Origin of the sequence: Duganella callida (genome assembly GCF_004614165.1) — a bacterium.
Lineage (GTDB): Bacteria > Pseudomonadota > Gammaproteobacteria > Burkholderiales > Burkholderiaceae_D > Rugamonas > Rugamonas callida.
In genome coordinates this window covers 32391-59177 of sequence record NZ_SPVG01000185.1, presented here as the reverse complement: position 1 = coordinate 59177, position 26787 = coordinate 32391, and the positions used below count along the sequence as shown (strand labels likewise).

Genomic DNA, 26787 nt, shown 5'->3' with positions numbered 1-26787 from the left:
TGCTGCAACCTTAGTCGCCCTGATAGATGGACAGGTTGCCGACGTAGTTGCCAAACTTGGTGTACGCGCCGATCCAGGTCAGGCGCACCGCGCCGATCGGACCGTTACGCTGCTTACCGATAATGATCTCGGCGGTTCCTTTGTCCGGCGAATCGGGGTTGTACACCTCGTCGCGGTACAGGAAGATGATGACGTCCGCGTCCTGCTCGATAGCGCCGGATTCGCGCAGGTCGGACATGACGGGACGTTTGTTCGGGCGTTGTTCCAGCGAGCGGTTCAGCTGCGACAGCGCGATCACCGGGCAGCCCAGCTCCTTGGCCAGGCCCTTCAGCGAACGCGAAATCTCCGAGATCTCGGAGGCGCGGTTGTCGCCCGGCTTGGAACCCTGCATCAGCTGCAGGTAGTCGACGATGATCAGGCCCAGCTTGCCGCACTGGCGCGCCAGCCGTCGCGCGCGCGCGCGCATCTCGATCGGGTTCAGCGCCGGCGTCTCGTCGATGAACACCTGAGCATCGTTCATTTTCTGGATCGCGTGCGTCAGGCGCGGCCAGTCCTCGTCGTTCAGGCGACCGGTGCGCAGGCGGTGCTGGTCCAGCTGCCCGACCGAGCCCAGCATACGCATCGCCAGCTGCGCGCCGCCCATCTCCATCGAGAAGATCGCCACCGGCAGACCCGCTTCGATGGCGACGTTTTCGCCGATGTTGACCGAAAATGCGGTCTTGCCCATCGACGGGCGGCCGGCCACGATGACCAGGTCGCCCGGTTGCAGGCCCGAGGTCATGCGGTCGAGGTCGATGAAGCCGGTCGGCACGCCGGTGATTTCGGACTGGTTGTCGCGCGAGTACAGCTCGTCGATACGCTCGACCACCTGGGTCAGCAGCGGCTGCACCGCCAGCCAGCCGGCGGCGCCGCGCGCGCCCTGCTCGGCGATGGCGAAGATGCGCGATTCGGCCTCGTCGAGGATTTCCTTGGTTTCCTTGCCCTGCGGGCTGAATGCCTGGCCCGAGATGTCGTCGGCCACGGTGATCAGCTGGCGCAGCACCGAGCGGTCGCGCACGATTTCGGCATAGCGGCGGATGTTGGCGGCGGACGGCGTGTTCTGCGCCATCGCGTTCAGGTACGACAGGCCGCCGACGTCCTCGGCCTTGCCCAGCTGGGCCAGCGTCTCATAGACGGTGACCACGTCGGCCGGCTTGGAGCCGTTGATCATGCGCACGATCTGCTCGAAGATGATGCGGTGGTCGTAGCGGTAGAAATCTTCCGGCTGCATCATGTCGGCGATGCGGTCGAACGCGGCATTGTCGCGCAGCAGGCCGCCGATGACGGACTGCTCTGCTTCGATGGAATGCGGCGGGACGCGGAGCGACTCGATTTGCGGATCGGAGGGGGCGTTCATGGCGCGAATTATACCTGCTTGTGCCAGCTAAAGATTCATAACGAGAAAAAAGCCGGGGCGCAGCCCGGCTTTCTTCAAGTGGTGTTGCAAACCAGTCCGGCGTTACCGCCAGAACCAGTCTTAGGCAGCTTCGCCTACAACCGATACGGTCACTTCCGCGATCACGTCGGTGTGCAGCGCAACGCTGACCGGGAATTCGCCGGTGGTCTTCAGCGGACCGGTCGGCAGACGCACAGCGGCTTTTTCGACGGCGAAGCCGGCTTTGGTCAGCGCTTCAGCGATGTCGAAGTTGGTTACCGAACCGAACAGACGGCCATCGACGCCGGCTTTCTGCGACACGGTCACGGTCATGCCGTTCAGCTTTTCGCCCTGGGCTTGCGCGGCGGCCAGCTTGGCGGCGGCAGCTTTTTCCAGTTCGGCGCGCTTGGCTTCGAATTCCTCGATCGCAGCCGCGGTGGCGCGGCGTGCTTTCTTTTGAGGAATCAGGAAGTTACGTGCGTAGCCGTCCTTGACCTTAACGACTTCACCCAGGTTGCCCAGGTTGACAACTTTTTCCAACAGAATGATTTGCATAGTTCTTCTCCAGGTTCTCTGCCGCGATTAGGCGTTGTGCAGATCGGTGTACGGCAGCAGGGCCAGGTAACGGGCGCGTTTGATCGCGGTGTCAACTTGACGCTGGTAGTGCGCTTTGGTGCCGGTCAGACGTGCTGGCATGATCTTGCCGTTTTCCTGGATGAAGTCCTTCAGGGTGTCGACGTCCTTGTAGTCAACCTGTTCAACGCCAGCGGCGGTGAAGCGGCAGAACTTCTTGCGCTTGAACAGAGGGTTTTGTTGCTTGCGCTTTTCTTTCAGCTTGAGCTTGTTTTTGTCGAACTTTTTACCGAATGCCATGTCAGGCTCCTGTATTTAAATTGAGCTGTCTCGGACAGCACTAAAATCAATGATGTGAAACACCAGGCTTTTGCTATTGCGGCTTTTCTTGTTGAGGAAACCGGTGAACTGGTACGCACCTCCCAGCGGCGCCTGACTGAAGCGGCTTGAAATCTCGCCCGCGGCGATCGCGGACACTTCAAACTCGGTCAACCTGGCGATGCCCGCCTCCACCTGCTGCGACCGGTGCTGCAGAACAGCATTCACGATCGGCATACCGGCCGGGGTGTAACGTATGGCATCCCGTTCGGCGATGAGGGCGATGAACTGGAGCTGGTTCAGCTCGGTTCCTTCTCAGAACAATTAAGCGGCTGGCGCAGCGGCGGCAGCTTCGGCGCGATGCGACTTGGCGGCATCTTCGCGTTGTACCGACTTCATCATCGGCGAAGGAGCGGTTTCCGCTTTCTTCATCTTGACGGTCAGGTGACGCAGAACGGCATCATTGAATTTGAATGCGGTTTCCAGCTCAACCAGCGTTTCGTTGTCGGCTTCGATGTTCAGGCAGATGTAGTGAGCCTTGGCCAGCTTCTGGATTGGGTAAGCCATTTGACGGCGGCCCCAGTCTTCGACGCGGTGCACGTTGCCGCCGCGGGTCGTTACGGTGTTCTTGTAACGCTCGATCATGGCGGGCACTTGCTCGCTTTGGTCCGGATGGACGATAAATACGATTTCGTAGTGACGCATGTATAACTCCCTTAAGGACTTGATGATTAGCCCACCCTGGCGTCAAGACAGGTGTGGGAAGAGGTAAGCCCGCGACTATACCACCTTTCCCGCCGAAACACAATCCGGGGTCAGTTCTGCCAATCGCACACGGCCCCGGCTGTAGAAGGGTGCACGGTTGAGCTTGTGTGCGATTGGCAGAACTGACCCCGGATTGGTAGCATGGTGTTTTTGACAGGATTGCCTATGAAATCGTTGTTTGCCCTGCCGCTGCTGGCGGCCCTGAGCGTGGCGGCCGTCGCCGCGCCGATCGAGACCAAGGCGTACAGCACGCCGCAGCTGTTGTTCGCGCTGCGCACCGACACCCAGACGCTCGCCAGACTGGTGCCGGTCAGCGATCCCAGCTTCGATTTCACGCCCGGACCACGCGAGGAGGAGCGCCAGGCCGACGGCTACGCCCACCTCGGCGATCTGACGCTGCGCACGCGCCTGCCGGGCGGCGAGTGGCACAACTGGTCGTCGTTCGCGGCCCGCAAGCCGGTGCGGCCCGAGCTGCTGACGCGCACGCTGGCGGCGGCCGACATGTCGCCGACCATGGGCGCCGGCCTGCCGCTCAAAATCGAACGGCGCTGGCTGGTCGAACGCGGCGCGCTGGTACTGCGTTTCACCCTCACCAACATCAGCCGCCAGCGCGTGGAGGTGGCGGCGCCGGCCATGCCGATGGTGTTCGACTACATCCTGGCCGGCCGCGCCTCGCAGGAAGGCGCCAGCGCCGTGCATCCGCGCGTCGGCGACAACAGCTCGGTGACGGTGACCCGCCTGGATCAGCAGCCGCCCGTCCTGCGCGTCGAGCCGGACGGCAAGACGCCACTGACCAGCTGGGCGCCGCCGGCGTCCAAAATCGCGCCCAACGAGGACTATGCCTCCTGGGTCACCGACGGCTTCACGCTGGCGCCGGGCGCCAAGCGCAGCATCGGCGTGCGCTTCCTGGTCAGATAGATGAATTTATTTCGCGCTGAGCAACAAATTCCCTTGCATTTCGCCCCATACTGTACAAAAATACAGACTGTCTTTAAACACAGGCTCAACGACATGCTCAAGCTCACCGCCCGTCAGGAACAAATCCTGAATCTGATCAAGGACGCCATCGAAAATACCGGCTTCCCGCCGACCCGCGCCGAGATCGCCAATGAACTGGGCTTCAAGTCCGCCAACGCCGCCGAGGAGCACCTGCAGGCGCTGGCGCGCAAGGGCGCGATCGAGATCGCCGCCGGCACGTCGCGCGGCATCCGCCTGCTGGGCGTGCATGCCGAGCCGGCCACACCGAAGGTGCCGGCCGCGGTGATGATGATGTCGCTGCCGCTGATCGGCCGCGTGGCCGCCGGCTCGCCTATCCTGGCGCAGGAAAACCTGGAGGCCAGCTACAACGTCGATCCGGCCATGTTCTCCGCCAAGCCCGACTACCTGCTGAAGGTGCGCGGCGAGTCGATGCGCGACGCCGGCATCATGGACGGCGACCTGCTGGCCGTGAAAAAGGTGGACAGCGCCAAGAACGGCCAGATCGTGGTGGCCCGCATCGGCAGCGAGGTGACGGTCAAGCGTTACCGCAAGACCGGTTCCACCGTCGAGCTGCTGCCGGAAAACCCGGACTTCAAGGTGATCACGGTCGATCCTCAGGCGGATGAGTTTGCACTGGAAGGCTTGGCGGTCGGTCTGATGCGGACCTGGCACTAAGCGCACCGTTCCCCTGCGCCTGCAAGACCAGTCCGGCCTGCAGGCGTGCCTCCTGTGCGATCTGCACAAACACTTCACTCATCCGTTTTTGCGCCTGCGCCAGCTCGGCATCGCTCATCGCGTCCGCCACCTCGGCGGGAATGCTGCGGCCGACCGGCAAGGCGGCCTGGTAGTTGGCGGTAAAGCGCCCGTAGCATGCGAGCCAGGCACTGCGCTCGTCGGCCGTGCGCACGGCGCTGGCGGCGCCGCAGTGAAAGTGCGACAGCGCGATGTCGGCGCCGTCGTAACGCTGGGTGTAGTAAGCGACGTCGGCGCGGTGATCGCCGGTCTGGGCCGCGGCGCTTGCCGCGAACAGGCCGGTGGCGATCAGCGCGCGCATGGCGTCAGCAGCCTTCCAGCGCGCAGCAGAAGTCGTCGAGCAGGTCGTCGGTGTCTTCGATGCCGACCGAAACCCGTATCAGCGATTCCGCGATGCCCATCGAGGCACGACGTTGCGCGCCCATCTCGTAGAAGATGGTGTGCGCCACCGGAATGATCAGGGTGCGGTTGTCGCCCAGGTTGGAGGCGGGGATCGCCAGCTTGAGGCGGTTGAGGAAGTCGAAGCAATCCAGGCCGTCCTTCAGTTCGAAGCTCAGCAGCGAGCCGGGCGCGCGGAACAGTTCCTTGCTGATCGCGTACTGCGGGTGCGACGGCAGTCCCGGATAGTGGACCGCCGCGACGCGCTCATCCTTCTCCAGCAGCTCGGCCAGCGCCAGGGCGTTGGCGGTAGTGCGCTGCATGCGCAGGGCCAGCGTCTCGGCGCCGACCGCGATGTGGTGCGCCGCATCGGGCGCCAGCGAGGCGCCGAAGTCGCGCAAGCCCTTGGCGCGGATCTGCGCCAGCCCCCAGTTCTTCGCCGCGTTCTTCTTGTAGTTCTCGTAGATGTTCGGATAGCGCGCCCAGTCGTAGGCGCCGGTATCGGTCAGACTGCCGCCCAGCGCATTGCCGTGGCCGCCGATCGACTTGGTCAACGCGTTGACCACCAGCCCGGCGCCGACGTTCTTCGGCTGGAACAGATACGGCGTGGTCATGGTGTTGTCCACCACGTACAGGATGCCGCGCTGCTGGCACAGTTCGCCGATGCGCTTCAGGTCCGCCACCTGGGTGCGCGGGTTGGCGATGGTTTCCACGAACACGATGCGGGTGTTGTCGGTGAGCGCCGCTTCGACATTGGCGACATCGGTGGCGTCCACGAACGAGACGCCAATGCCCTGGCTCATGGCGGTCTGCCACAGGCTGTTGGTGTTGCCGAACAGGAAGGACGAGGACACCACGTGGTCGCCGGCGCGCAGCAGCGACTGCACCACCGCGCCGATCGCGCCCATGCCGGTGGCGAAGCACAGCGTGCCCACGCCCTGCTCCATCTGGTTGACCTTCTCTTCCAGCGCCGAGATGGTCGGGTTGCCCTGGCGGCCGTAGCGGAAGCCGGGCTCCTTGCTCTGGAACACCGCCGCCAGTTGGCGCGCATCGGCGTAGCCGAAGGCCACCGAGGTGTGGATAGGCTTGTGCAGCGAGCCGTGCTCGATGCCCTTCTGCCGGTCGCCGTGCAGAATGGTGGTGGTGAAACCGTAGGTTTTGGTCTCGCTCATGATCAGGCTTCGGCGGCCGCGCGGGTCAGGTTCAGCTGGGTGCGCACGGCGTCTTCCGGCACCTTGGCCTTGGTCGGATTGTGGCGCTCGTATTCCAGCTTGTCCAGATACTCCTGGCTGACGTCGCCGGTGATGTAGACGCCGTCGAAGCACGATGCCTCGAAATTCTGCAGCGCCGGATTTACGTCCGAAATCGCGCGCTTCAGCGCATCCAGATCCTGATACACCAGCGCGTCGGCGGTGATCTCGCGGCACACTTCCTCCACCGTGCGGCCGTGCGCGATCAGTTCGTCGCGGGTCGGCATGTCGATGCCGTACACGTTCGGGTAGATCACCGGCGGCGCGGCCGAGGCGAAGATCACTTTCTTGGCGCCCGAGTCGCGCGCCATCTGCACGATCTCGCGGCTGGTGGTGCCGCGCACGATCGAGTCGTCCACCAGCAGCACCACCTTGTCCTTGAATTCATCGGGAATCGCGTTCAGCTTCTGGCGCACCGACTTCTTGCGCGCGGCCTGGCCCGGCATGATGAAGGTACGGCCGATGTAGCGGTTCTTGATGAAGCCTTCGCGGTATTCCTTGCCCAGCTTCAGGGCCAGCTGGATCGCGGCCGGACGCGACGAATCCGGAATCGGCATCACCACGTCGATGTCGTCGGCCAGGCCCTGACGCTTGATCTTGTCGGCCAGGTACTCGCCCATTTTCAGGCGCGTGTTGTACACCGAGGCGCCGTCGATCACCGAGTCCGGACGGGCCAGGTAGACGTATTCGAACACGCACGGATTCAGCGACGGATTGTCGGCGCACTGGCGCGAATGCAGCTTCTTGTCGGCATCGATGAACACCGCCTCGCCCGGCGCGATGTCGCGCACGAAGCGGAAGCCCATGCCTTCCAGCGCCACCGATTCCGAGGCGATCAGGTACTCGGTGCCTTCCGCGGTTTCGTTCACCCCCAGGCACAGCGGACGGATACCGAACGGATCGCGGAACGCCAGCAGGCCGACGCCGGCGATCTGCGCCACCGCCGCGTAGCCGCCGCGCACCCGGCGGTGCAGCACGGCCACCGCCTTGAAGATGGTGTCGGCATCGATCGAGATGTCGACCGTGGCCTTCTGAATTTCGTGCGCCAGCACGTTCAGCAGCACTTCCGAGTCGGAATCGGTGTTGATGTGGCGGCGGTCGTTGACGAACATCTCCTGCTTCAGCTGTTCCCAGTTGGTCAGGTTGCCGTTGTGCGCCAGCGTGATGCCGAACGGCGCGTTGACGTAGAACGGCTGCGCCTCTTCCTCGCTCGACGAGCCGGCGGTCGGGTAGCGGCAGTGGCCGATACCGGAATTGCCTTGCAGCGTACGCATGTTACGGGTGCGGAACACGTCGCGCACCAGGCCGTTGGCCTTGTACATGGCGAACATACTGCTGTGATTGGTCGCGATACCCGCCGCATCCTGGCCGCGGTGCTGCAGCAACAGCAGCGCGTCATACAGCAGTTGGTTGACAGGTTGATGGGAAACGACGCCGACGATGCCACACATGATGGTACTCCTGGACAGGTACTACAGATTTAACGAATCTAAAAATTCACATGCTGCGCCAATGCAGCCGGAAGATGCGGTTTTAATACGTGCACACCAGCCTCGGCGTACGGACTGAGCACCGCATGCTTCCAGAAATCCTGCTGCGGCATGGACGTCATCCCGCACAAGATGACGGCTGCCAACACAATTACAAGCCCCTTGCACAAGCCGAAGGCGGCGCCGGCCGCGCGGTCCAGCAGGCTCAGGCCGCCGGCATCCAGCAAGGCGCCCAGCACCATCGCCAGCAGGCCGGCCAAAATCTTCACGCCGATGAACAGCGCCACGAAGGCCAGGATCAGGCGCAGCACCTCGCCCGGAATCACCGGCGGCAGCATCACGGCCAGCGCGGCGGCGTAGGCATTGGCCAGCACGAAGGCCACCACCCAGCCGGCCAGCGACAGCACCTCCTTGACCAGGCCGCGCATCATGCTGATGATGACCGACGCGGCCAGCACGAAGATCACCAGATAATCGAATATCGTCACGTCGGGCAGCCAGCGTGATCAGACCGTTTCCAGGCGGCCGCTCAGGCCCATGCTGCTCAACTTGGCTTTCACTTTTTCCGCTTCTTCCTTGCTGCTGAACGGCCCCACGCGCACGCGGGTGATCTCGCCCGACGGGGTCTTCTGCGTGAACGAGCTGATGCCGGCGCTTTTCAGCTTGGCGCGCAGTTCATCGACCTTGCCCTGGTCGCTCAGGGCGGCCACCTGCAGCACGAATTTCTGGCCGCTGTCGGCGGCGGCGCCCTTGCCTTCCAGGATGGCCAGGGCGCGTGCATCTTCCGACTTGGCGGACGGGGCGGGTTTGTCGGCGGCTTTCTTCGCTTCCGCCTGTTTGCGCTCGGCTTCCTGTTTTTCCGCTTTCAGTTTGGCTTCGGCCTTGGCGTCGGCCAACTTGCGTTCTTCTTCCTTGCGGGCTTCCGCCTCCTTGGCTTTCAGTTCGCGCTCGGCCTGGGCCTTGACCTGGGCTTCCGCCCTGGCGCGGGCCCTGGCTTCGGCCTCGGCGTCCGCCTTGGCGGTGTCGGCCTTGGCGGTGTCGGCCTTGGCTGGCGCGGCGGCGAGGTCGGCGGCGGCCGGCTTGGACGGTTTGACGTCGTCGACGATTTCTTCCTTGCTGTCCAGCGCGGCGGCGGCCGGCACCGCGGCAGCGGGCGGCGGCGTCACGGCGTCAGCCGGCTTGTCCTTGGACGGAATCTTGATCTCGATATCGGAGGCCAGCGGCTTGGGTTCGGAATCCAGCACCATCGGCAGGCCGACCGCGACCGCCAGCGCCAGCGCGATGGCGCCGACCAGGCGGCGGCGTGCGCGTTTCTTTTCAGGCAACACGGCTTCATCTTCCTCACGCTCGCGCGTGCGGCGCTTGGTGTTGCCCTCGGCCGACGACGCGCGCTTGGCGCGTGCGCGCTCCGACAACGCGCGGTCATCCGCGCTGGTGTAGTAGCCGCTGTCTTGACCGGCAGTTTCTTGCTTGTTTTTACCGAATTTCGAGAACAAGCCCATGCGTGATTTCAGTCCTGTGGTTCAATGAAGTGAGGATTTTCGCGCCGCCATGACGCCGGCGACGGTCAGGAACGATCCAAAGACCACAATTCTATCATCCTCCCCAGCCCGGCTGACGGCATTTGCGTACGCCGCACCGGGGTCGTCGAACACATTGATGGTGCGTTCGTCGCGATCGGGCTGCACCGATTGCACCTTGGCGGCCAGTTCCGAGGCCGAGGCCGAGCGCGGCGACGGCAGCGTGGCCAGGCACCAGTGGTCGACATGCTCGGACATGGCGGCGATCACGCCGTCGATATCCTTGTCGTGCATGGAGCCGAACACGGCATAGGTGTAACGGTGGAAACCCATGTTGCCGAGGTTCTGGTTGAGCGCGGCGGCGGCGTGCGGATTGTGCGCCACGTCCAGAATGATGGCCGGACGGCCCGGCAGCACCTGGAAGCGGCCCGGCAGCTCGACCGTGACCAGGCCGGTGCGCACTTCCTGCGCGCCGACCGGCAGCTCGATCTTCAGCGCCTCCAGCGCGGCCAGGGCGGCGCAGGCGTTGAGGATCTGGTTGGCGCCGCGCAGGCTGGGATAGGCCAGCGCGTTGCGGCGCTGGCCGCGGCCGCCGTAGTTCCATTGCTGCTTGTCGCCGGCGTAGTTGAAATCGCGGCCCATCAGCCACAGGTCGGCGCCGATGGCGTTGGCATGGTCGACCAGCGACTGCGGCGGCATCGGGTCGGAGCAGATCGCGGTCTTGCCCGGACGGAAGATGCCAGCCTTCTCGAAGCCGATCTTCTCGCGCGTGTCGCCGAGGTAATCGGTATGATCGATATCGACGCTGGTGACGATGGACACGTCGGCATCAACAATGTTGACCGCGTCCAGGCGTCCGCCCAGGCCCACCTCCAGGATGACCACATCCATGCCGGCCTGCGACAGCAGCTTCATGATGGCCAGGGTGGTGAATTCGAAATAGGTCAGCGAGACATCGCCGCGCGCGGCCTCGACCGCGTTGAAGGCGGCCACCAGCGTCTCGTCGCTGGCCATGTCGCCATTGATGCGGGCGCGCTCGTTAAAGTCGAGGAAGTGCGGCTTGATGTACAGGCCGACCTTGTAGCCGGCGGTCATCAGGATCGATTCCAGCATGGCGCAGGTCGACCCCTTGCCGTTGGTGCCGGCCACCATGATGACGGGGCAGCTGAAGCTCAGCTGCAGGCGTTCCTTGACCGCCAGCACGCGGTCCAGGCCCATGTTGATGACGGTTTCGGCATGGCGCGATTCGAGCAAGGCCAGCCAGGCGGGCAAAGTAGTTGGGAGGTTCGACATGATGAAATCTGAAATGAAAAACGGCGCGCAGGCCGGATGATATCCGATTGCGCGCCGTTGCGTGGGGCGGTGGCTGGATTAAGCCAGCACTTCCACTGGCTGATTTTGCAACAGTGCCAGCAGGCGGGCGATTTCCTCGCGCATCTTGCGGCGATCGACGATCATGTCGACGGCGCCCTTCTGCACCAGGAATTCCGAACGCTGGAAGCCTTCCGGCAGTTTTTCACGCACGGTGTTCTCGATCACGCGCGGGCCGGCGAAGCCGATCAGGGCCTTCGGCTCGGCGATCACCACGTCGCCCATGAAGGCGAACGAGGCGGACACGCCACCCATGGTCGGGTCGGTCAGCACGCTGATGAACGGCAGTTTCTTGTCCGACAGCTTGGTCAGCATGGCGGTGGTCTTGGCCATCTGCATCAGCGACAGCAGACCTTCCTGCATACGGGCGCCGCCGGTGGCGGTGATGCAGATGAACGGCACCTTCTGCTCCAGCGCGACCTGGGCGCCGCGCACGAAGCGCTCGCCGACCACCGAGCCCATGGAGCCGCCCATGAATTCGAATTCGAAGCACGCCACCACAGCCGGCAGGCTCATGATCGAGCCGCCCATGACGACCAGCGCGTCGGTTTCGCCGGTGGCTTCCATCGCCTGCTTGAGGCGGTCCGGATATTTCTTGCTGTCCTTGAACTTCAGGGTATCGACCGGCAGCGTGTCCATGCCGATTTCATAACGGCCGCCGGCGTCGAGCAGGCTGTCGAGGCGCTCGCGGGCGCGGATGCGCATGTGGTGGTCGCATTTCGGGCAGACGTGCAGATTCGACTCCAGGTCGGTACGATACAGCACCGCCTCGCACGACGGGCATTTGACCCACAGGCCTTCCGGCATGGTCTTGCGGGCGCCGGCGTCGGAACGCTGGATACGTGGGGGCAGCAGTTTTTCCAACCAACTCATAAATTCTCCTTGCAGCTTACTCGTGGGCCGAAGTGTAGCCGTTTCTCGCCCCCCTGTCGAACATTGCCTTACAATAATTTTGACAGTCCGTCATGACCAAGTTGGCTGTTTAGAGGAAAACCACTACCTCTGCCGCTCTGAAAGTGTGGGCTCATTGATATCAATTGTGTAACCCGCACCCGCAATATACCGCAGGTAACGGTATATCATTTCCTCGGCCGACAAGCCATATGGCTCGCCGAGTTTCCGATAATAGTCGACGGAATGAAAATCCAATCGGAATGTTATCTCTTTACTTAGCTCGTCAAAGTAGGGATTAGATATAACCTTGCGCATCGGATGTCCTTTCAATAAGAAGTCTTTCTCGCGGAAATCATTCGCACGGTTCCGCCATCTCGATAGCAGTGACAGACAAGCAGCCGTCGCGCTTTTTCGCTATGACCGCGGATGAAATATCGGTCCTCGTTTGCAGAGTGGGACGCATCAAATTCGACTTCGGCGTTGCCGTCATCGAACACAGTAATAGCTTCTTCAAAACTCACCCCGTGCTTGCGCAGGTTGGCTTTGGCCTTGCGGGGATCCCAGGTGAAGCGCACGACCGCTCCCTTTCAACATAGCGAGTACTTAACTATGTATCAAGGTGAGCAGTCGGGATTTGCGTGACCTCAGGCGTCGAGGGCGGTGCGGATGGAGACGGTGAAGGCTTGCACGGCGGCGACCGCGCCGTCCTTCCCGGCGGTTTCGATTTCCTGGATGATGCGGCTGCCGATCACCACGGCGTCCGCCACCTCGGCCACGGCGCGCGCGGTGGCGCCGTCGCGGATGCCGAAGCCTACTCCCACCGGCAACTGCACGTGCTTGCGGATCGCGCTCAGGCGATTCGCCACATCGACCGTATCGATATTGCCGGCGCCGGTCACACCTTTCAGCGAGACGTAATAGCTGAAGCCGCCGCCGACCTTGGCGACCTGGGCGATGCGCTGCTCGGTCGAGGTCGGCGCCAGCAGGAAGATCAGGTCCAGCCCGGCCGCGCGCATGGCCGCCGCGAAGTCTTCGCACTCTTCCGGCGGATAGTCGACCACGATGGCGCCGTCCGCCCCCGCCGCCTGCGACTGGGCGATGAACGCGTCCGCGCCGATGCGCTCGATCGGATTGGCATAGCCCATCAGCACCACCGGCGTGGTCTGGTTGGTCTTGCGGAACTCGGCCACGTAAGCAAACACATCCTTGATGCCGACGCCATGCGCCAGCGCCCGTTCGCAGGCGCGCTGGATCACCGGGCCCTCGGCCATCGGATCGGAAAACGGCACGCCCAGTTCGATGATGTCGGCGCCGCCGGCCACCAGCGCGTGCATCAGCGGTACGGTCAGTTCCGGCGCCGGATCGCCGGCGGTGATGAAAGTGACGAGCGCGGTCTTGTGTTGCGCCTTCAAGGCGCTGAAGGTTGCTGCAATCTTGGACATGTCGGTTTTCCTCAGTTGAATTTCAGACCCATACGTTCAGCCACCGTATGCATGTCCTTGTCACCACGGCCCGACAGGTTGGCCAATACAATCTTATCTTGCGGCAGCGTGGCCGCCAGCTTGGCCGCGTAAGCCAGCGCGTGCGACGATTCCAGCGCCGGGATGATGCCCTCGATATGGCAGCAATCGTGGAACGCCTGCAGCGCTTCCTCATCGGTGATCGACACGTACTCGGCGCGGCCGATGTCCTTCAGGTACGCGTGTTCCGGCCCCACGCCCGGGTAATCGAGGCCGGCCGAGACCGAGTGCGTCTCGATGATCTGGCCATTTTCGTCCTGCAACAGATAGGTGCGGTTGCCGTGCAATACGCCCGGATAACCCTTGGTCAGCGAAGCCGCGTGCTTGTCGCCGTCCAGCCCCTCGCCGGCCGCTTCCACGCCGATCAGCTTCACCTCCTTCTGGTCGATGTAGGGATAGAAAATGCCCATGGCATTCGAACCGCCGCCGATGCAGGCCAACACGTAATCAGGCTGGCGGCCGGTCATCTCCGGCATCTGCACCAGGCATTCCTCGCCGATCACCGACTGGAAATCGCGCACCAGCATCGGATACGGGTGCGGCCCGGCCACGGTGCCGATGATGTAGAAAGTGTTTTCGATATTCGTGACCCAGTCACGCATGGCCTCGTTGAGCGCATCCTTCAGGGTCTTGGAGCCGGACTCGACCGGCACCACTTTGGCCCCCAGCAGCTTCATGCGGTAGACGTTCTGCGCCTGGCGCTTGACGTCCTCGCTGCCCATGTAGACCACGCATTCGAGGCCGAAGCGCGCGCAGATGGTGGCGGTGGCGACGCCGTGCTGGCCGGCGCCGGTCTCGGCGATGATGCGCGGCTTGCCCATGCGTTTGGCCAGCAGCGCCTGGCCGATCACGTTGTTGATCTTGTGCGCACCGGTGTGGTTCAGGTCCTCGCGCTTGAAATAGATCTGCGCGCCGCCAACCTGCTGCGACCAGCGTTTGGCGTGGTAGATCGGCGACGGCCGGCCAACAAAATGCTTGAGCTCGTAGCGGAATTCTTCGAGGAATTCGGGATCCTGGCTGTAGCGCGCATATGCCTCGTTCAGTTCGGCCAGCGCGTACGTCAGGGTTTCGGCGACGAAGCTGCCGCCGTAGGGGCCGAAGTGGCCCTTGGCATCGGGTAATGCGTAATCGTTAGCGTGGAACAGTGCCTTCGCGTTCATGATGGGTTTCTCTTTCAAGTGTGGCATCAGCGGCCCGCACCGCGGCGACAAAGTCGGCGATCTTGCGGGCATCCTTGATTCCCTTGGCGGCCTCGACACCAGAGCTGATGTCGACGGCGTAGGGACGAACACCTACCACCGCGTCAGTCGCGTTGTGTACGCTCAACCCACCACTTAAAACGACCCGAGGCGCGAGCTCTTTTGGGACGAGAGACCAATCAAAACCCTTTCCTGCGCCTCCGTAGGCATCCACATATGTGTCCAGCAACAGGCTGGTGAACAAGGGACTGGCGGCGCGGCATTGCTGCTCATATTCTAACAGTTCGGCCGGCGTGGTGTCAGGTTTGACGCGGAACACTTTCATGAACTGTCGTCCGGCCGCCGCGCCGATGGCGGCGGCTTCGGCCACCGTTTCGTCGCCGTGCAGCTGCAGCAGCGACAAGGGTGCCACGCGCACCGCGGCCGCCACCTGGTCCGGCGTGGCGTTGACGAACAGGCCGACGGTGGAGATGAACGGCGGCACCGCGCGCAACAGCCCGGCCGCGCGTTCGGGCGTCACATGGCGCGGGCTCTTGGGATAAAACACGAAACCGATCGCATCCGCGCCGGCGGCCACCACGGCCTCGATGTCCTGCTCGCGGGTCAGGCCGCAGATCTTGATACGGGTGCGCATTGCTTATCCTTTAAAACCACGGCAGCTGACTGGCCGTCTCCAGCGGCAGCGCCCATTTTTCATCGTAGTCGATTTTCGCCAGATACAGGCCGTCCGGCATGAAGGTGGGCGCGGCCAGCTGGCGGTTTTTCGCCGCCAGCAGCTCGGCCATCCAGCCCACGTCCTCGCGGCCCTGGCCGATGTAGACCAGCGAGCCGACCAGGTTGCGCACCATGTGGTGCAAAAACGCGTTGGCCTTCAGCGTGAAGATGATCAGGTCGCCCTGGCGGCGGATCTGGATGTCGTGCATCAGCTTGACCGGTGACTTGGCCTGGCAATGGGCGGCGCGGAACGTGCTGAAGTCGTGCGTGCCGATCAGCGGCCGCACCGCTGCGCGCATGCGTTCGACGTCCAGCGGGTGATGGTAGAAGCCGGCGCGACCGTTCAGCAGCGGCGAGCGCACCTGGTGGTTGTACAGCACGTAATGATAGGTGCGCGCCTGCGCGCTGAAGCGGGCATGGAAGAAGTTTTCGGCGGTCGGATCGCCGTCCAGTTCCTTGGCCCAGCGCACGCCGATCGACGGCGGCAGGAAGGCGTTGATGCCGCGCACCCAGGCGTGCGGCAGACGCGTCAGCTCGGTATCGAAATGCACCACCTGTTCGGATGCGTGGACGCCGGCATCGGTGCGGCCGGCGCAGGTGGTGGCCAGCGGCACGGTGGCGAACGCGAGGATCGCCTGCTCCAGCTTGTCCTGCACGGTCAGACCGTGGTCCTGCTTCTGGTAGCCGTGCCAGGCCTGGCCGTCGTACTGGAGTCCTATCGCGATCCGTTTCACCACTGCCCAATCTTATGAGTCTGAATCGGACATTATATAACGGCAGGCTTTTATGCCAGTTGGGCCTTCATGGCGTTGGCCTTGCCGACCTGCTCGGGATTGCCGCCGCGGATGACCTCATCCAGCAGCTCGCGCGCGCCTTCCTTGTCGCCGATTTCCTGGTAGGCCACGGCCAGATCGAGCTTGGTGTCCATTTCCATGTGGTGGGCCGACAGCGGCTCGCCAGCGGCCGGCGTGTCGGCGGCGAAGGCGTTGCCGCCCAGCGTGCTGTCCAGGTCCAGGTCGATGCCCGACAGGTCGAATTCAGCCGGCGCCGGGGCCGGTGCGGCTGCGGCGGCGCTGACTTCTTCCGGCAGCTCCAGGCTGGTGTCGAAGTCCAGCGGTGCCGGCTCTTCCTTCGGCGGCTCGGTCAGGGCCGGCACCTCGGGGATGTCGAAGCCGGCCAGATCGAGATCGAGCGGATCGGTCACCTCTGCCGGCTCGGCGGCCGGCAGAGGCGTGGCCGCGGCGCTGGCCGGCAAATCGAGACCGAAGTCCAGGCCCATATCATCGGCCGGGGCTGGGACCGCCGCCGTTTCCGCCGCGGGGGCCGGGGCTGGCGGCTCGAAATTCAGCCCGTCCAGATCGAAGTCCATCAGGTTGTCCTGGGCCACCGAGGCCGGCGACACCGAGGCATCTGCCGCCGGCGGCAGGGCCGTGTCCTGCTCGGCGTTGAAATCGGCCATGAAGTCCTCGGTCACCACCGGCAGCGGCGCCGGCACCGGCACCGGCGCATTATCCTGGCTCAGATCCACATCCAGTGCGGGGGCGGGCGCCGGCGGCTCGGATGGCGCGAAGGTATTGCCGAAATCGCTGCCGAAATCGGGCGTGGCGGCGGCCGCCGCGCCGTTGGCGGTCGGCACCCACATGCGCATGTTCATGGCCTGCACGCCCGATTGCAGCGGCACGCTGGCGGCGGGGTCGGTATCGTTCAGGGCCGCCTGCCACAAGGCATCCAGCTGCAGCAGGTCGCGGGTGGGCGCCGATTCGCGCCGCGTCAACACGCCGTCGCGCACGCGGTAGGAAACCACCTGCAGACGCGTCGGCTCGTTCTCGGCCAGCGTCATGCGCACCAGCGTGATGCGGTTGTCCTCGGCCTGGATGAAGGCGCGGTTGCGCAGCAGCGAGGACGAGGCCAGGTTGGCGCAATCGCTCTGCATCTGCGCGAACGCCAGCTGCAGGCCGCGCGTCTGTTCCATCTGCCCGGTCAGCGCGGTGCGCGAACGGATGATGCCATCCAGCCCGCGCCAGCCCAGCACCGCGACGATGGCCAGGATGGAAATCGCCACCAGCAGTTCGATCAGGGTAAAGCCGCGCTGCTTCATGAGTTCAGCACCAGTTGCACCAGCTTGATGATGCGCCGTTCCGGATGGTCCGCTGCATACACACTCACCTCCACGCGGCGGAAGCGCGGATTGGGGCTGGGGATGACTTCTTCCTCGCACATCAGCTGCATGTCGCCCTGCGGGCATTCGTAGGTGGTCTTGCCGACCGGCGGGAACACGCGCGAGAGCCGCATCTGCACCAGCCGGTTCTCGGCCGACCAGGTGGCCATCATGTTGGCGCGCAGGCCGTCGCTGTTGGCGGTCAGGCTGCCGACCGCGCGCAGCGAGGCGCCCAGCGCGGTGCCGACGATGACCAGCGCCACCAGCACCTCCAGCAGCGTGAAACCGCGCGACGATTTGAACGATGGCCGCATCTTCAATCCACCGTGAAATGGCCGATGCCGTCGGCGCGGATGATGACGCTGCTGCCGTCGCTGCCGGCCAGGGTCAGGGCAAAGGGTTTGTCGACCGGCTCGCGGCCGAAGACGATGCGCAGCGTGGCGTCCGGCAGCGCCGGCGGCGGGTCCAGCATCAGCGTCACCGGGCCTTGCTTGAATTCGCGCTCGCGCAGCATGTCGTCGCCGGTCAGCGTTTCCCACTGCTTGTTGTCGTTACGGACCAGGAAGTGATAGCTGTCGCTGCCGGCTTCAAAGGCGATCTGGCGGTTGCGCACGATCGCCTCGTCGCGCGCCAGCTGCAGCAGCAGGGCGATGCGCTGCGCATCCTGCTGCATGGCCTGCTTCTGTCCCGGCATGGCGTTGAGCGACACCAGCCCCAGTGTGATGCCCAGGATGACCATCACCACCAGTAGTTCGATCAGCGTGAAGCCACGCTGGCCGGTGTCCATGATTGCCGCTTCCTTGTCGATCAGTTTTCCCAGGAACCGATGTCGGCATCGTCGCCGGTGCCGCCCGGCTGGCCGTCGGCGCCGTAGGAGAACACGTCGAGTTCACCCTTCACGCCCGGATACAGGTATTGATACGGGTTGCCCCATGGGTCTTTCGGCATCTTCTCCAGATAACCGCCCGCTTTCCAGCCATTGGCGGCCGGGCCGGCGGTCGGCTTTTCCAGCAGCGCCTGCAGGCCCTGCTCGGTGGTCGGGTAACGCTGGTTATCCAGCTTGTACAGCTTCAGCGCCTGCATGATGGTGGCGATATCGACCTTGGCGGCGGCGATCTTCGATTCGCCGGTGCGGCTCAGCAGCTTGGGCACGACCAGTGCGGCCAGCACGCCCATGATCACCACCACCACCATGATTTCGATCAGGGTGAAGCCGCGTTGTACGCGCGTGCGGAGGGAAAGCTTTTTCATAATTTGGCAACTGATAAAAAGAGTGCAGAGTATAAGGCGGAATCACGGCCAAGGCGACTTTTGACCGTGATTTATCGGCTTTGGCGCTTAAAGGGCTCTTAATATGACCGTTTCTTTACAAGGACTTACCCTTCAATCGCGTTTTCGTGCCGTCGTGTCAATGCGGGCGCGGGCACCGTCGTTGCTGCCGCCGTAGATACCCGCCACCGGCGTTGAGGTTTTAATTACTTGCGGCGCGGCCGTCACGAACGGCGCGATGCCCAGCGTGGCATCGATCTCAGACGGATAAATCACGTAGCCGCGCGTGATCACGGCCGATACCTTGCGCACGTCCTCGATGTGCTTGGTGGGGTCGCCGTCCACCAGCACGATATCGGCCAGCTTGCCCGGCACGATGCTGCCGCGCTCATTGCTGGTGCGGGTGTAGCGCGCGCCGTTGCGGGTGGCGACCTGCAGCGCCTGGGCCGGCGTCAGGCCGGCCTTGACCAGCAGCGCCAGCTCGGAATGCAGGGTGAAGCCGGGAATATCGTCGGTGCCGGCGACGATCGGCACGCCCGCCTTGTACATGATGCCGACGAACTGCACCATCTTGGCGTAGGACTTCTCGTAACGCTTGAGCTGCGCATCGCCGTCGATCTTCATGGTGCCGACTGCGAAGCCGCGCGCCACGTCCGGCGGCATGTGCGACGCCACCGAGGCGTATGGCTCGTTGATGTCGCCATCGCGCTGCTTGAGGAAGGCGAAGGTGGCCATGGTCGGGTCGATGGAAATCTGCTTTTTCGCCAGGTAGGCGACGAAGTCTTTGACCGGTTTGGAGTTGAAATCCAGGTCCGCCACTTTTTCGGCCGGCAGCACGAAGCGGTTCAGATTGCGGGTTTCGGTGTCCGGCTTGGCCAGGAAGTTCAGCATCACCTGGTTGATGTGCTGGATCTCGTCATAGCCGGCGTCCAGCGCTTCCTGCGCGCGCAGGCCGGCCGGGATGTGGCCGGAGACGCGCATGCCGCGGCTGTGGGCATAGGCCACGGTGTCCTTGAGGATCGCTTTCGGGAAGGAGTTATAGATCTTCAGTTGCGGGTAGCCGCGCTCCGCGTACCAGTCGATGGCGTCCTTGGCGCCCTGCAGGTCCTTGATGACGAAGCCGTTGTTGGCGCTGAAAGGGCTCTCGCCTTCCAGGAAGCCGGCCGGCACCACCTGTGGCGCCAGCAGCTTGCCGGCCGCGGTTTCGTCCAGCATGGCCTGCAGCTGGTGATTGTCGTTGCCCATGTCGCGCACGCTGGTGACGCCGGCCGACATGTTCAGCGCGCCGGACCAGCGGTCCACGTGGCCGTGCAGGTCGAACAGGCCAGGCAGCACGATGCGGCCGGCGGCGTCGATGGTGTTGTCCGCCTCGCGCACCGGCGCGCCGGCCGGCAGCACGGCGGTGATACGGCCGCGCAGCACGTAGATGTCGGACGGCTGCCCGACTGTGGCCTTGTCGCTGTCGAAGATGCGCGCGTTGCGCACCACCGTCAGGCCGCTCAGCGGATGCTGCAGCCGGTTGGCGACATCGGTCAGCATCTTCTGCTCGGCGATTTTCTGGCGCTCGGCCAGCAGCTTGGCGGCCGGTTGCCAGCCCTCTTCCAGCATATTGCCGAAGCCGGGGATGATCACGCCGAACAGGCGCGGGTTGGCGCCTTCGGTGGCCCAGTAAAACGATGGCGACAGGCCGACGCCGGTCTGCGCCAGCAGGCGCACGGTCTGCTTCTGACCATTCGGGCCGGCGACTTCGACTTTATCCAGTTCGCTCTGCGACAGCGTGCCCGATGGCAGCAGCGCCAGCTTGCCGTCGGCCGCTTTGGACAGCGCGGCAATCGCCACCGACTGCACTTCAAAAGAGCTGTTCAGCGGCAGATAGGCGGCCGCACCGCTGACGATCTTCTCGCCCTGCTCGCTGGTGGACTTCCACTCGGCGTGATCGCCCCTGCGTGTGAAGCGCTCGTCGACCACCGCGCCGAAGGTGGAATTGCCCTTGACCGCATATTCGGTCATGGTGCCGTCCGCGCCCAGGCGGAACTGCTCGGTCAATTCCGGACCGCGGCCATTGTCCTTGTAGGTAAAGCTTACCTTGGTCATGCCATCGTCCCGATGCTCGACGATCTGCTGGCCGATCTGCTTGCCGGCGTTTTCCGAGATGATCAGATATCTGGTGGTGCTGGCGGCATGGGCGCTGAAGGCCATGGCCAAGGCCAGCGGCAAGACGGCGAGTCGTTTCATTTATTCTCCCTGGTTTTGGCGGCGCAGACCGGGCACGCATCGTTGCGGCCGACGCCTATTGTGGTCCATTCCATGTGCAGCCCGTCCAGCATCATCAGCCGGCCGGCCAGCGGCTTGCCGATCCTCATCAGCAGCTTGAGCGCCTCGGCCGCCTGCATGGCGCCGACCACGCCCACCAGCGGCGCGAACACGCCCATGGTGGAACAGGCCACGTCCTCGAACTGCTGATCCTGCGGGAACAGGCAGGAATAGCAGGGCTGTCCGCCGCGCGGATCGAACACGCTGATCTGGCCATCGAAGCGGATCACGGCGCCCGATACCAGCGGCTTGCCGGCGGCCACGCAGGCGCGGTTGACGGCGTGCCGGGTGGCGAAGTTGTCGGTACAGTCGAGCACCACGTCGGCGTCCGCCACCAGCGCGGCCAGGCGCGCATCGTCGACGCGTTCGACCAGCGCGGTGACGGCAATTTCCGGATTGATCTGCAATAGCGTCCGGCGCGCCGATTCGGCCTTGGGCTGGCCCACGCGTTCGGTGCTGTGGGCGATCTGGCGCTGCAGGTTGGTCAGGTCGACATGGTCGTCGTCGACCAGCGTGATGCGGCCGACGCCGGCCGAGGCCAGGAACATGGCGGCCGGCGAACCGAGGCCGCCGGCGCCGATCACCAGCGCGTGCGCGTCCAGCAGCTTTTGCTGGCCTTCGATGCCGATTTCGTCGAGCAGGATGTGGCGCGAATAGCGCAGCAGTTGGGAGTCGTTCATCTCTCTGTGCGGCGGCTGGCGCCGGCCGTTATTTGGATTTCACCGGCGGCTGCAAGGCGGGTTGCTTGTCGCCCGCCTTGGGCAGCGAATCCGACTTGGTTTCGCCGACGTCGCTGGCCGGTTTGGCTTCCGCCTTGGACAGCAGCACCGGCAGGCCCTTGAAGTGGTTGATGGCCTGCGCCAACTGGAAGTCCTCTTTGGAGCCGAATTCGACCGGCTTGGATTTCTTCGCGGCGGCGGCCAGGCGCTGTTCGTCTTCCAGCACGTCGCGCGCGGCGGCCTTGGCTTCGCCGTCCGGGTCCTTGTCGTTGCCCAGGTGGCGCTGCAGGTCGGCCTCGCGCACGCGCAGACGATCCAGGTCGCCGCCTTCGGCCGTTTCATCGACCAGCAGATCCGGCGTGATGCCGCGTGCCTGGATGGCGCGGTTCTTCGGCGTGTAGTAGCGCGCGGTGGTCAGCTTGACGGCTGTATCGGCGGTCAGTTGGCGCAGGGTCTGCACCGAACCTTTGCCGAAGGTCTGCGCACCCATGATGGTGGCGCGCTTGTAGTCCTGCAGCGCGCCGGCCACGATCTCCGATGCGGAAGCGGAACCGGCATTCACCAGCACCACCATCGGCACCTCCTTCAGCGCGGCCGGCAGCTTGGCCAGCGGGTCGTTCTTGGCGCGCGGCGCGTAGAATTCCTGGCGGCCGTAGAAGGTCTCCTTGGAAGTCGGCAGTTGGCCGTTGGTGGAGACGATCACCGTATCCCTGGGCAGGAAGGCGGCCGAGACGCCGATCGCGCCGGGGACCACGCCGCCCGGATCATTGCGCAGGTCCAGCACCAGACCCTTGATGTGCGGGTCCTGCTGGTACAGCGCGGTGATCTTTTTGGCCATGTCCTCGACGGTCGGCTCCTGGAACTGCGAAATGCGCACCCACGCATAACCCGGCTCGATGATCTTGGCCTTGACGCTCTGCACGCGGATTTCCTCGCGCGTGATGTTAAACACCAGCGGTTTGTCCTCGTCCTTGCGGCTGATGGTGACGCTGACCTTGGAGTGCGGCTCGCCGCGCATCTTCTTCACGGATTCGTCGAGCGACATGCCCTTGATCAGGGTGCCGTCGATGCGGGTGATCAGGTCGCCCGCCTTGATGCCGGCCTTGAACGCCGGCGTATCCTCGATCGGCGACACCACCTTGATGTAGCCGTCTTCCAGGCCGACTTCCACGCCGATGCCGACGAATCTGCCGGCCACGGTCTCGCGCATTTCGCGGAACGCCTTCTTGTCCAGGTAGACCGAATGCGGGTCCAGCGAGGAGACCATGCCGGAGATGGCTTCGGTCAGCAGCTTCTTGTCGTCGACGTTTTCGACGTAGTCCGACTTGATCAGGCCGAACACGTCGGACAGCTGGCGCAGTTCTTCCAGCGGCAGCGGCGCGCCGCCGACCTTTTGCGCGATGGCGGAAAACTGGAAGGAGGCGGCAACACCAGCCACCATACCGAGGCCGATCAGGCCGATGCTCTTGACTTTGTTGCCCATATTTTCCGCAGACCTTAAAACTTGACCCACCCGGAGGGGTCGAATGGCGCGCCCTGATGGCGAAGTTCAAAGTATAGCCCCGATTCCTCGTTGCCGCCGCTGTTGCCGGCGCTGGCGATGGCGTCGCCGGGCTTGACGATGTCGCCGGCCCGTTTGAGCAGCGACTGGTTATTGCCATAAATGCTCATGTACTGGCCGCCGTGATCGACGATGATCAGGTTGCCGAAGCCGCGCAGCCACTCGGCAAACACCACGCGGCCGGCGGCGATGGCGTGGATGTCGGTGCCCTCGGCGGCGCGGATGAACACGCCCTTCCAGCTGGGACCGTCGCCGCGCTTGGTGCCGAACTTCGCCATCACCTTGCCGGCGACCGGCGCGCGCAGCTGCCCTTTCAGGCTGGCGAAGGCGCCGGCCGGCGCGGCGGGCGCCAGCGCGATGTCGGCCGCCTTGGCCGGCGGCGGCGATTCCTCCTGCGGAACCGGGGCCGGCTTCACGGCCGCCACTTTCGGCGGCTCGTCGTTGTCGATGGCGTCGGCCGGATTCGGCGCCGGCGCGGCCGGCTTGATGGTGCCGGACTTGCCGTGGTTGGCCTTGGCCGCGGCCAGGCGCTGGCGCTCGGCTTCGGCCGCTTTGGCCTTGGCCAGCGCGCGCGCTTCCGCCTCGGCCTTGGCCTTGGCGGCGCGCGCGGCGGCCAGCTGTTCCTGGCGTTTCTTCTCGGCCGCGGCGGCGGCGGCCTGCTCGGCGATCAGCTTGTTGAGCTTGTCGACCAGGCCGGTGATGCGCTGTTCGTCTCGCTCCAGGCTGCCGGCTTCCTTGCGCTGCGCCACCAGCTTCCTGGACAGATTGGCCAGCAGCGCGGCGCGGCGGGCCTTTTCCTGTTCCAGTCTGGCTTTCTGTTGCAGCTGCTCGTCGGCGATTTCCGTCAGCTCGTCCTTGGCGTTCTGCGCCTGCTCCTGGTTGACCTCGACGGCCTTGAGATTGCCGCGCAGCGCTTCCAGCAGCCGCGCCTGGGCCTGCGACACATAGGCCAGCATTTGCAGATCGCGGTTGATGCGGTTGGGATTGTCGCCGGACAGCAGCAGCTTGATGCGGTCTTCGTTGCCGGCCACGTACTGCTCGCGCAGCAGCTTGGCCAGCTGCTGTTTCTGCTGGGCGACCGTGGCCGCCAGCCGGTCGTGCTCGGACGACAGCTGCTGCAGCTTGACGTTGGTGTCGGCCTGCTCCTGCTGCAGGTCGCGCAGCGCGCGGTTGGCGTCCGAAATCGCCTCTTCCGACTCGGCCAGGGTATCGGCCGCGTCATCCTTGGCGCTTTCGGTCTTGCTGATGTCCTTTTTGAGCGCGCTCAGCTTTTGCTGCAGGCCGGCGCGCTCGGCCTCGGCGGCAGCTTTCTGTTTGCTGCGCTCAGTCACCCTGGCGAAGGGAGCGGCCTGCGCGCCCAGCGACAACATCAGCAGCAGCGCTGCCACGCGGCGGTACGAAGATCGCGACAAATTACTTGGCCTTGCCCTGGTTGGCCACGGCGGCCTGGGCGGCGGCGATGGCGTCGGCGTCGCCCAGGTAGTAGTGGCGGATCGGCTTCAGGTTCTCGTCCAGCTCGTACACCAGCGGGGTGCCGTTCGGAATGTTCAGACCGACGATGTCGTCGTCGCTGATGCCGTCCAGCATCTTGATCAGCGCGCGCAGGCTGTTGCCGTGGGCCGAGATGATGATCTTCTTGCCGGCGCGGATGGCCGGGGCGATCTCCTCGTCCCAGGCCGGCACCACGCGTGCCACGGTGTCTTTCAGGCACTCGGTCAGCGGGATCTGTTCTTTGCGCAGGCCGGCGTAACGCGGATCGTTGAACGAGGCGCGGTCGTCGGTCGGCTCCAGCGCCGGCGGCGGCGTGTCGTAGCTGCGGCGCCAGACCAGCACTTGCTGGTCGCCGTACTTGGCGGCGGTCTCGGCCTTGTCCAGGCCCTGCAGGGCGCCGTAGTGACGCTCGTTCAGGCGCCAGTCGTTCTTGATCGGCAGATACATCATGTCCATCTCGTCCAGCGCCAGCCACAGCGTGCGCACGGCGCGCTTCAGCACCGAGGTGTACGCCAGGTCGAAGGTGTAGCCGCCTTCCTTCAGCAGCTTGCCGGCCTGCTTGGCTTCATTGATGCCCTTTTCGGTCAGATCGACGTCGGTCCAGCCGGTGAAACGGTTCGACAGGTTCCAGGTGGATTCGCCGTGGCGCATGAAAACGATTTTGTACATGAGGACTATCTTTTCAGGAAAAGTTGGAAAACCGGTGCTTTGAGTACGCTTACAGCTTCTATTTTATAATGCGCAGATTAAGTTCAACCATTGGAATCCTGTGAAATTCTTCATTGACAATATTTTCTTGATTGCCATCGTGCTGGTTTCGGGCGGTGCGCTGCTGTGGCCGTCGCTGACCCAGCGCGGCAAACGCGGCAGCCCGCAGGACGTCACCATGCTGATCAACCGCGGCAAGGCGACGGTGCTGGACGTGCGCGACGCCAAGGAATTCGCCGAAGGCCACCTGCCGGAAGCCCGCAACATTCCTCTGGCCGACCTCGATAAGCGAATTAGCGAACTGAATAAGTTCAAGAATCAGAGTGTCATCGTGGTATGCAAGACCGGCGCCCGCGCTTCGGCCGCCGCCGCCAAACTGGCCAAGGCCGGCTTCGGCGACGTGGTCAATCTGGAAGGCGGCATTGCCGCATGGCAAAAAGCCGGCCTGCCACTGGCCAAGTAAAGGAGAACGTTATGACGACCGAAGTAACCATGTACACCACCGCCGTCTGCCCATACTGCGTGCGCGCCGAGCGCCTGCTGGAAGCCAAGGGCGTGACCGGCCTGAAGAAGATCCGCGTCGACCTCGACCCGGAACAGCGCGTCGTGATGATGCAGAAAACCGGCCGCCGCACCGTGCCGCAAATCTATATCGGCGACACCCATGTCGGCGGTTTCGACGATTTGTATGCGCTGGATCAAGCGGGCGGCCTGTCCCCCTTGTTAAATGGCTAACAGCCCACATAATACAACGCGGGGCAGGTGAAAGCCTTTAAAACCATGATGGTTTTGATACAATTGCCCTCGCGTTTGATTTGCGCTGTGTTCTGGCCTTACCAAGCAAAACATCATCCTGGGCGGCTTATAGCCATATAGGCCGCTCGTTTTCACATCACGAAAGCGCTCCATGTCTGAAGAAAATCTGCAACCAGTATTTCAAATCCAACGCGTCTACCTGAAAGATCTGTCGCTGGAACAACCTAACTCGCCAGCGATCTTCCTGGAACAAGAAGCGCCAACCATCGAAGTGGCCCTGGACGTCGGCGCCGAGCCGCTGGCGGACGGCGTGTTCGAATCGACCGTGACCATCACCGTCACCGCCAAGGTCAAGGACAAGGTTGCCTTCCTGGTTGAAGGCAAGCAAGCCGGCATCTTTGAAGCCCGCAACATTCCTGCTGAGCAGCTGGACCCGCTGCTGGGCATCGGCTGCCCGAACATCGTGTACCCATACCTGCGTTCGAACATCGCCGACGTCATCACCCGCGCCGGCTTCCCGCCGGTCCACCTGGCCGAGATCAACTTCGAAGCCTTCTACCAGCAGCGCCAACAGGCGATCGCCGAGGCTGCCGCCAACGCGCCTGCGCCAGACGCGACCCACTAAGCTGCTGCCGCAACAGCTCGATGCCGCCGGGCCCGCACCCGGCGGTTGTT

At 63.9% G+C, this 26787-nt stretch carries 31 protein-coding genes; 5 read left to right on the top strand and 26 right to left on the bottom strand.

The features are described from left to right. Positions 1 to 10 precede the first annotated feature (10 nt). From E4L98_RS18700 to rpsF, 5 genes are all read right to left on the bottom strand, one after another. Complete coding sequence (locus E4L98_RS18700) at positions 11 to 1396, bottom strand: replicative DNA helicase (RefSeq protein ID WP_135203061.1); 1386 nt, start codon at positions 1394 to 1396, stop codon at positions 11 to 13. 120 nt (positions 1397 to 1516) lie between these two features. Beyond that, positions 1517 to 1969, bottom strand: coding sequence for a 50S ribosomal protein L9 (rplI, locus tag E4L98_RS18695; RefSeq protein WP_135203060.1), 453 nt, complete (start codon positions 1967 to 1969; stop codon positions 1517 to 1519). A gap of 27 nt (positions 1970 to 1996) precedes the next feature. Then, a complete protein-coding gene (rpsR, locus tag E4L98_RS18690) occupies positions 1997 to 2287 on the bottom strand; it encodes a 30S ribosomal protein S18 (RefSeq protein ID WP_072781043.1) in 291 nt (96 codons plus the stop codon). A 15-nt stretch (positions 2288 to 2302) separates the two neighbouring features. Then, positions 2303 to 2608 (bottom strand): primosomal replication protein N, encoded by a 306-nt coding sequence (gene priB, locus E4L98_RS18685; RefSeq protein ID WP_135203059.1) that lies wholly within the window; start codon positions 2606 to 2608, stop codon positions 2303 to 2305. A gap of 21 nt (positions 2609 to 2629) precedes the next feature. Beyond that, on the bottom strand, positions 2630 to 3010 hold the full coding sequence (gene rpsF / locus E4L98_RS18680) for a 30S ribosomal protein S6 (protein WP_135203058.1): 381 nt from the start codon (positions 3008 to 3010) through the stop codon (positions 2630 to 2632). A 225-nt stretch (positions 3011 to 3235) separates the two neighbouring features. Between rpsF and E4L98_RS18675 the strand changes: the two genes are divergently transcribed. Then, complete coding sequence (locus tag E4L98_RS18675) at positions 3236 to 3988, top strand: DUF5695 domain-containing protein (protein ID WP_135203057.1); 753 nt, start codon at positions 3236 to 3238, stop codon at positions 3986 to 3988. A 93-nt stretch (positions 3989 to 4081) separates the two neighbouring features. Beyond that, positions 4082 to 4723, top strand: a complete 642-nt coding sequence (gene lexA / locus E4L98_RS18670; protein ID WP_135203056.1) for a transcriptional repressor LexA — start codon at positions 4082 to 4084, stop codon at positions 4721 to 4723. On the opposite strand, the gene E4L98_RS18665 is transcribed toward lexA, so the two are convergent. From E4L98_RS18665 to gpmA, 21 genes are all read right to left on the bottom strand, one after another. Beyond that, positions 4650 to 5102, bottom strand: a complete 453-nt coding sequence (locus E4L98_RS18665; protein WP_135203055.1) for a hypothetical protein — start codon at positions 5100 to 5102, stop codon at positions 4650 to 4652. The genes lexA and E4L98_RS18665 overlap by 74 nt on opposite strands. A 4-nt stretch (positions 5103 to 5106) precedes the next feature. Then, complete coding sequence (locus tag E4L98_RS18660) at positions 5107 to 6351, bottom strand: cystathionine gamma-synthase family protein (RefSeq protein WP_135203054.1); 1245 nt, start codon at positions 6349 to 6351, stop codon at positions 5107 to 5109. A gap of 2 nt (positions 6352 to 6353) precedes the next feature. Then, positions 6354 to 7880 carry an amidophosphoribosyltransferase gene (gene purF, locus E4L98_RS18655; protein ID WP_135203053.1) on the bottom strand — a complete coding sequence of 509 codons (1527 nt, stop codon included), beginning with the start codon at positions 7878 to 7880 and terminating at the stop codon, positions 6354 to 6356. Between the two features lie 38 nt (positions 7881 to 7918). Beyond that, complete coding sequence (locus E4L98_RS18650; protein ID WP_135203052.1) at positions 7919 to 8407, bottom strand: CvpA family protein; 489 nt, start codon at positions 8405 to 8407, stop codon at positions 7919 to 7921. Positions 8408 to 8425: 18 nt separating this feature from the next. Continuing rightward, positions 8426 to 9421 (bottom strand): SPOR domain-containing protein, encoded by a 996-nt coding sequence (locus E4L98_RS18645; protein ID WP_135203051.1) that lies wholly within the window; start codon positions 9419 to 9421, stop codon positions 8426 to 8428. A gap of 21 nt (positions 9422 to 9442) precedes the next feature. Continuing rightward, complete coding sequence (gene folC / locus E4L98_RS18640; protein ID WP_135203050.1) at positions 9443 to 10732, bottom strand: bifunctional tetrahydrofolate synthase/dihydrofolate synthase; 1290 nt, start codon at positions 10730 to 10732, stop codon at positions 9443 to 9445. Between the two features lie 78 nt (positions 10733 to 10810). Continuing rightward, on the bottom strand, positions 10811 to 11683 hold the full coding sequence (gene accD, locus E4L98_RS18635; protein WP_135203049.1) for an acetyl-CoA carboxylase, carboxyltransferase subunit beta: 873 nt from the start codon (positions 11681 to 11683) through the stop codon (positions 10811 to 10813). Positions 11684 to 12030: 347 nt separating this feature from the next. Next, positions 12031 to 12279: a BrnT family toxin gene (locus tag E4L98_RS18630; RefSeq protein ID WP_135203048.1), complete on the bottom strand. Its 249-nt coding sequence runs from the start codon at positions 12277 to 12279 to the stop codon at positions 12031 to 12033. 69 nt (positions 12280 to 12348) lie between these two features. Then, complete coding sequence (trpA, locus tag E4L98_RS18625) at positions 12349 to 13146, bottom strand: tryptophan synthase subunit alpha (RefSeq protein ID WP_135203047.1); 798 nt, start codon at positions 13144 to 13146, stop codon at positions 12349 to 12351. An 11-nt stretch (positions 13147 to 13157) separates the two neighbouring features. Continuing rightward, complete coding sequence (trpB, locus tag E4L98_RS18620; RefSeq protein WP_229257451.1) at positions 13158 to 14384, bottom strand: tryptophan synthase subunit beta; 1227 nt, start codon at positions 14382 to 14384, stop codon at positions 13158 to 13160. After that, on the bottom strand, positions 14356 to 15057 hold the full coding sequence (locus E4L98_RS18615; protein ID WP_135203045.1) for a phosphoribosylanthranilate isomerase: 702 nt from the start codon (positions 15055 to 15057) through the stop codon (positions 14356 to 14358). Before E4L98_RS18615 ends, trpB begins: the two co-directional genes overlap by 29 nt. Positions 15058 to 15067: 10 nt before the next feature. Then, a complete protein-coding gene (truA, locus tag E4L98_RS18610) occupies positions 15068 to 15871 on the bottom strand; it encodes a tRNA pseudouridine(38-40) synthase TruA (protein ID WP_135203044.1) in 804 nt (267 codons plus the stop codon). A 50-nt stretch (positions 15872 to 15921) separates the two neighbouring features. Then, positions 15922 to 17235, bottom strand: coding sequence for a FimV/HubP family polar landmark protein (locus E4L98_RS31195; RefSeq protein ID WP_307722132.1), 1314 nt, complete (start codon positions 17233 to 17235; stop codon positions 15922 to 15924). Next, positions 17232 to 17609: a type II secretion system minor pseudopilin GspI gene (gspI, locus tag E4L98_RS18600; RefSeq protein WP_135203043.1), complete on the bottom strand. Its 378-nt coding sequence runs from the start codon at positions 17607 to 17609 to the stop codon at positions 17232 to 17234. The genes E4L98_RS31195 and gspI overlap by 4 nt, the downstream gene beginning before the upstream one ends. 2 nt (positions 17610 to 17611) lie before the next feature. Beyond that, entirely contained in the window at positions 17612 to 18082 is a 471-nt protein-coding gene (gene gspH, locus E4L98_RS18595) for a type II secretion system minor pseudopilin GspH (RefSeq protein ID WP_135203042.1), read from the bottom strand. A gap of 20 nt (positions 18083 to 18102) precedes the next feature. Further along, positions 18103 to 18546 carry a type II secretion system major pseudopilin GspG gene (gene gspG, locus E4L98_RS18590; protein ID WP_135203041.1) on the bottom strand — a complete coding sequence of 148 codons (444 nt, stop codon included), beginning with the start codon at positions 18544 to 18546 and terminating at the stop codon, positions 18103 to 18105. Between the two features lie 132 nt (positions 18547 to 18678). After that, a complete protein-coding gene (locus E4L98_RS18585) occupies positions 18679 to 20799 on the bottom strand; it encodes an amidohydrolase family protein (protein ID WP_135203040.1) in 2121 nt (706 codons plus the stop codon). After that, entirely contained in the window at positions 20796 to 21557 is a 762-nt protein-coding gene (locus tag E4L98_RS18580) for a HesA/MoeB/ThiF family protein (RefSeq protein ID WP_135203039.1), read from the bottom strand. The genes E4L98_RS18585 and E4L98_RS18580 overlap by 4 nt, the downstream gene beginning before the upstream one ends. Before the next feature lie 28 nt (positions 21558 to 21585). Then, positions 21586 to 23079 (bottom strand): S41 family peptidase, encoded by a 1494-nt coding sequence (locus tag E4L98_RS18575; RefSeq protein ID WP_135203038.1) that lies wholly within the window; start codon positions 23077 to 23079, stop codon positions 21586 to 21588. A gap of 14 nt (positions 23080 to 23093) precedes the next feature. Beyond that, complete coding sequence (locus E4L98_RS18570) at positions 23094 to 24527, bottom strand: murein hydrolase activator EnvC family protein (RefSeq protein WP_135203076.1); 1434 nt, start codon at positions 24525 to 24527, stop codon at positions 23094 to 23096. A 43-nt stretch (positions 24528 to 24570) separates the two neighbouring features. Continuing rightward, the gene (gene gpmA / locus E4L98_RS18565; RefSeq protein ID WP_135203037.1) at positions 24571 to 25317 is read right to left on the bottom strand and encodes a 2,3-diphosphoglycerate-dependent phosphoglycerate mutase; all 747 of its coding nucleotides are present in this window, start codon (positions 25315 to 25317) and stop codon (positions 24571 to 24573) included. Positions 25318 to 25417: 100 nt separating this feature from the next. Between gpmA and E4L98_RS18560 the strand changes: the two genes are divergently transcribed. The 3 genes from E4L98_RS18560 (at position 25418) to secB (ending at position 26737) form a co-directional block, all read left to right on the top strand. After that, positions 25418 to 25819 carry a rhodanese-like domain-containing protein gene (locus tag E4L98_RS18560; RefSeq protein WP_135203036.1) on the top strand — a complete coding sequence of 134 codons (402 nt, stop codon included), beginning with the start codon at positions 25418 to 25420 and terminating at the stop codon, positions 25817 to 25819. An 11-nt stretch (positions 25820 to 25830) separates the two neighbouring features. Continuing rightward, entirely contained in the window at positions 25831 to 26091 is a 261-nt protein-coding gene (gene grxC / locus E4L98_RS18555; RefSeq protein ID WP_135203035.1) for a glutaredoxin 3, read from the top strand. A 172-nt stretch (positions 26092 to 26263) separates the two neighbouring features. Next, entirely contained in the window at positions 26264 to 26737 is a 474-nt protein-coding gene (secB, locus tag E4L98_RS18550) for a protein-export chaperone SecB (protein ID WP_135203034.1), read from the top strand. The last annotated feature ends 50 nt before the right edge of the window (positions 26738 to 26787 follow it).

Bases quoted from the DNA above. Each gene is read 5' to 3' on its own strand.
- E4L98_RS18700 (WP_135203061.1), bottom strand. From the start codon at position 1,396: ATGAACGCCCCCTCCGATCCGCAAATCGAGTCGCTCCGCGTCCCGCCG.
- rplI (WP_135203060.1), bottom strand. From the start codon at position 1,969: ATGCAAATCATTCTGTTGGAAAAAGTTGTCAACCTGGGCAACCTGGGT.
- rpsR (WP_072781043.1), bottom strand. From the start codon at position 2,287: ATGGCATTCGGTAAAAAGTTCGACAAAAACAAGCTCAAGCTGAAAGAA.
- rpsF (WP_135203058.1), bottom strand. From the start codon at position 3,010: ATGCGTCACTACGAAATCGTATTTATCGTCCATCCGGACCAAAGCGAG.
- E4L98_RS18675 (WP_135203057.1), top strand. From the start codon at position 3,236: ATGAAATCGTTGTTTGCCCTGCCGCTGCTGGCGGCCCTGAGCGTGGCG.
- lexA (WP_135203056.1), top strand. From the start codon at position 4,082: ATGCTCAAGCTCACCGCCCGTCAGGAACAAATCCTGAATCTGATCAAG.
- E4L98_RS18665 (WP_135203055.1), bottom strand. From the start codon at position 5,102: ATGCGCGCGCTGATCGCCACCGGCCTGTTCGCGGCAAGCGCCGCGGCC.
- E4L98_RS18660 (WP_135203054.1), bottom strand. From the start codon at position 6,351: ATGAGCGAGACCAAAACCTACGGTTTCACCACCACCATTCTGCACGGC.
- purF (WP_135203053.1), bottom strand. From the start codon at position 7,880: ATGTGTGGCATCGTCGGCGTCGTTTCCCATCAACCTGTCAACCAACTG.
- E4L98_RS18645 (WP_135203051.1), bottom strand. From the start codon at position 9,421: ATGGGCTTGTTCTCGAAATTCGGTAAAAACAAGCAAGAAACTGCCGGT.
- folC (WP_135203050.1), bottom strand. From the start codon at position 10,732: ATGTCGAACCTCCCAACTACTTTGCCCGCCTGGCTGGCCTTGCTCGAA.
- accD (WP_135203049.1), bottom strand. From the start codon at position 11,683: ATGAGTTGGTTGGAAAAACTGCTGCCCCCACGTATCCAGCGTTCCGAC.
- trpA (WP_135203047.1), bottom strand. From the start codon at position 13,146: ATGTCCAAGATTGCAGCAACCTTCAGCGCCTTGAAGGCGCAACACAAG.
- trpB (WP_229257451.1), bottom strand. From the start codon at position 14,384: ATGAACGCGAAGGCACTGTTCCACGCTAACGATTACGCATTACCCGAT.
- E4L98_RS18615 (WP_135203045.1), bottom strand. From the start codon at position 15,057: ATGCGCACCCGTATCAAGATCTGCGGCCTGACCCGCGAGCAGGACATC.
- E4L98_RS31195 (WP_307722132.1), bottom strand. From the start codon at position 17,235: ATGAAGCAGCGCGGCTTTACCCTGATCGAACTGCTGGTGGCGATTTCC.
- gspI (WP_135203043.1), bottom strand. From the start codon at position 17,609: ATGCGGCCATCGTTCAAATCGTCGCGCGGTTTCACGCTGCTGGAGGTG.
- gspH (WP_135203042.1), bottom strand. From the start codon at position 18,082: ATGGACACCGGCCAGCGTGGCTTCACGCTGATCGAACTACTGGTGGTG.
- gspG (WP_135203041.1), bottom strand. From the start codon at position 18,546: ATGAAAAAGCTTTCCCTCCGCACGCGCGTACAACGCGGCTTCACCCTG.
- E4L98_RS18585 (WP_135203040.1), bottom strand. From the start codon at position 20,799: ATGAAACGACTCGCCGTCTTGCCGCTGGCCTTGGCCATGGCCTTCAGC.
- E4L98_RS18580 (WP_135203039.1), bottom strand. From the start codon at position 21,557: ATGAACGACTCCCAACTGCTGCGCTATTCGCGCCACATCCTGCTCGAC.
- E4L98_RS18575 (WP_135203038.1), bottom strand. From the start codon at position 23,079: ATGGGCAACAAAGTCAAGAGCATCGGCCTGATCGGCCTCGGTATGGTG.
- E4L98_RS18570 (WP_135203076.1), bottom strand. From the start codon at position 24,527: ATGTTGTCGCTGGGCGCGCAGGCCGCTCCCTTCGCCAGGGTGACTGAG.
- gpmA (WP_135203037.1), bottom strand. From the start codon at position 25,317: ATGTACAAAATCGTTTTCATGCGCCACGGCGAATCCACCTGGAACCTG.
- grxC (WP_135203035.1), top strand. From the start codon at position 25,831: ATGACGACCGAAGTAACCATGTACACCACCGCCGTCTGCCCATACTGC.
- secB (WP_135203034.1), top strand. From the start codon at position 26,264: ATGTCTGAAGAAAATCTGCAACCAGTATTTCAAATCCAACGCGTCTAC.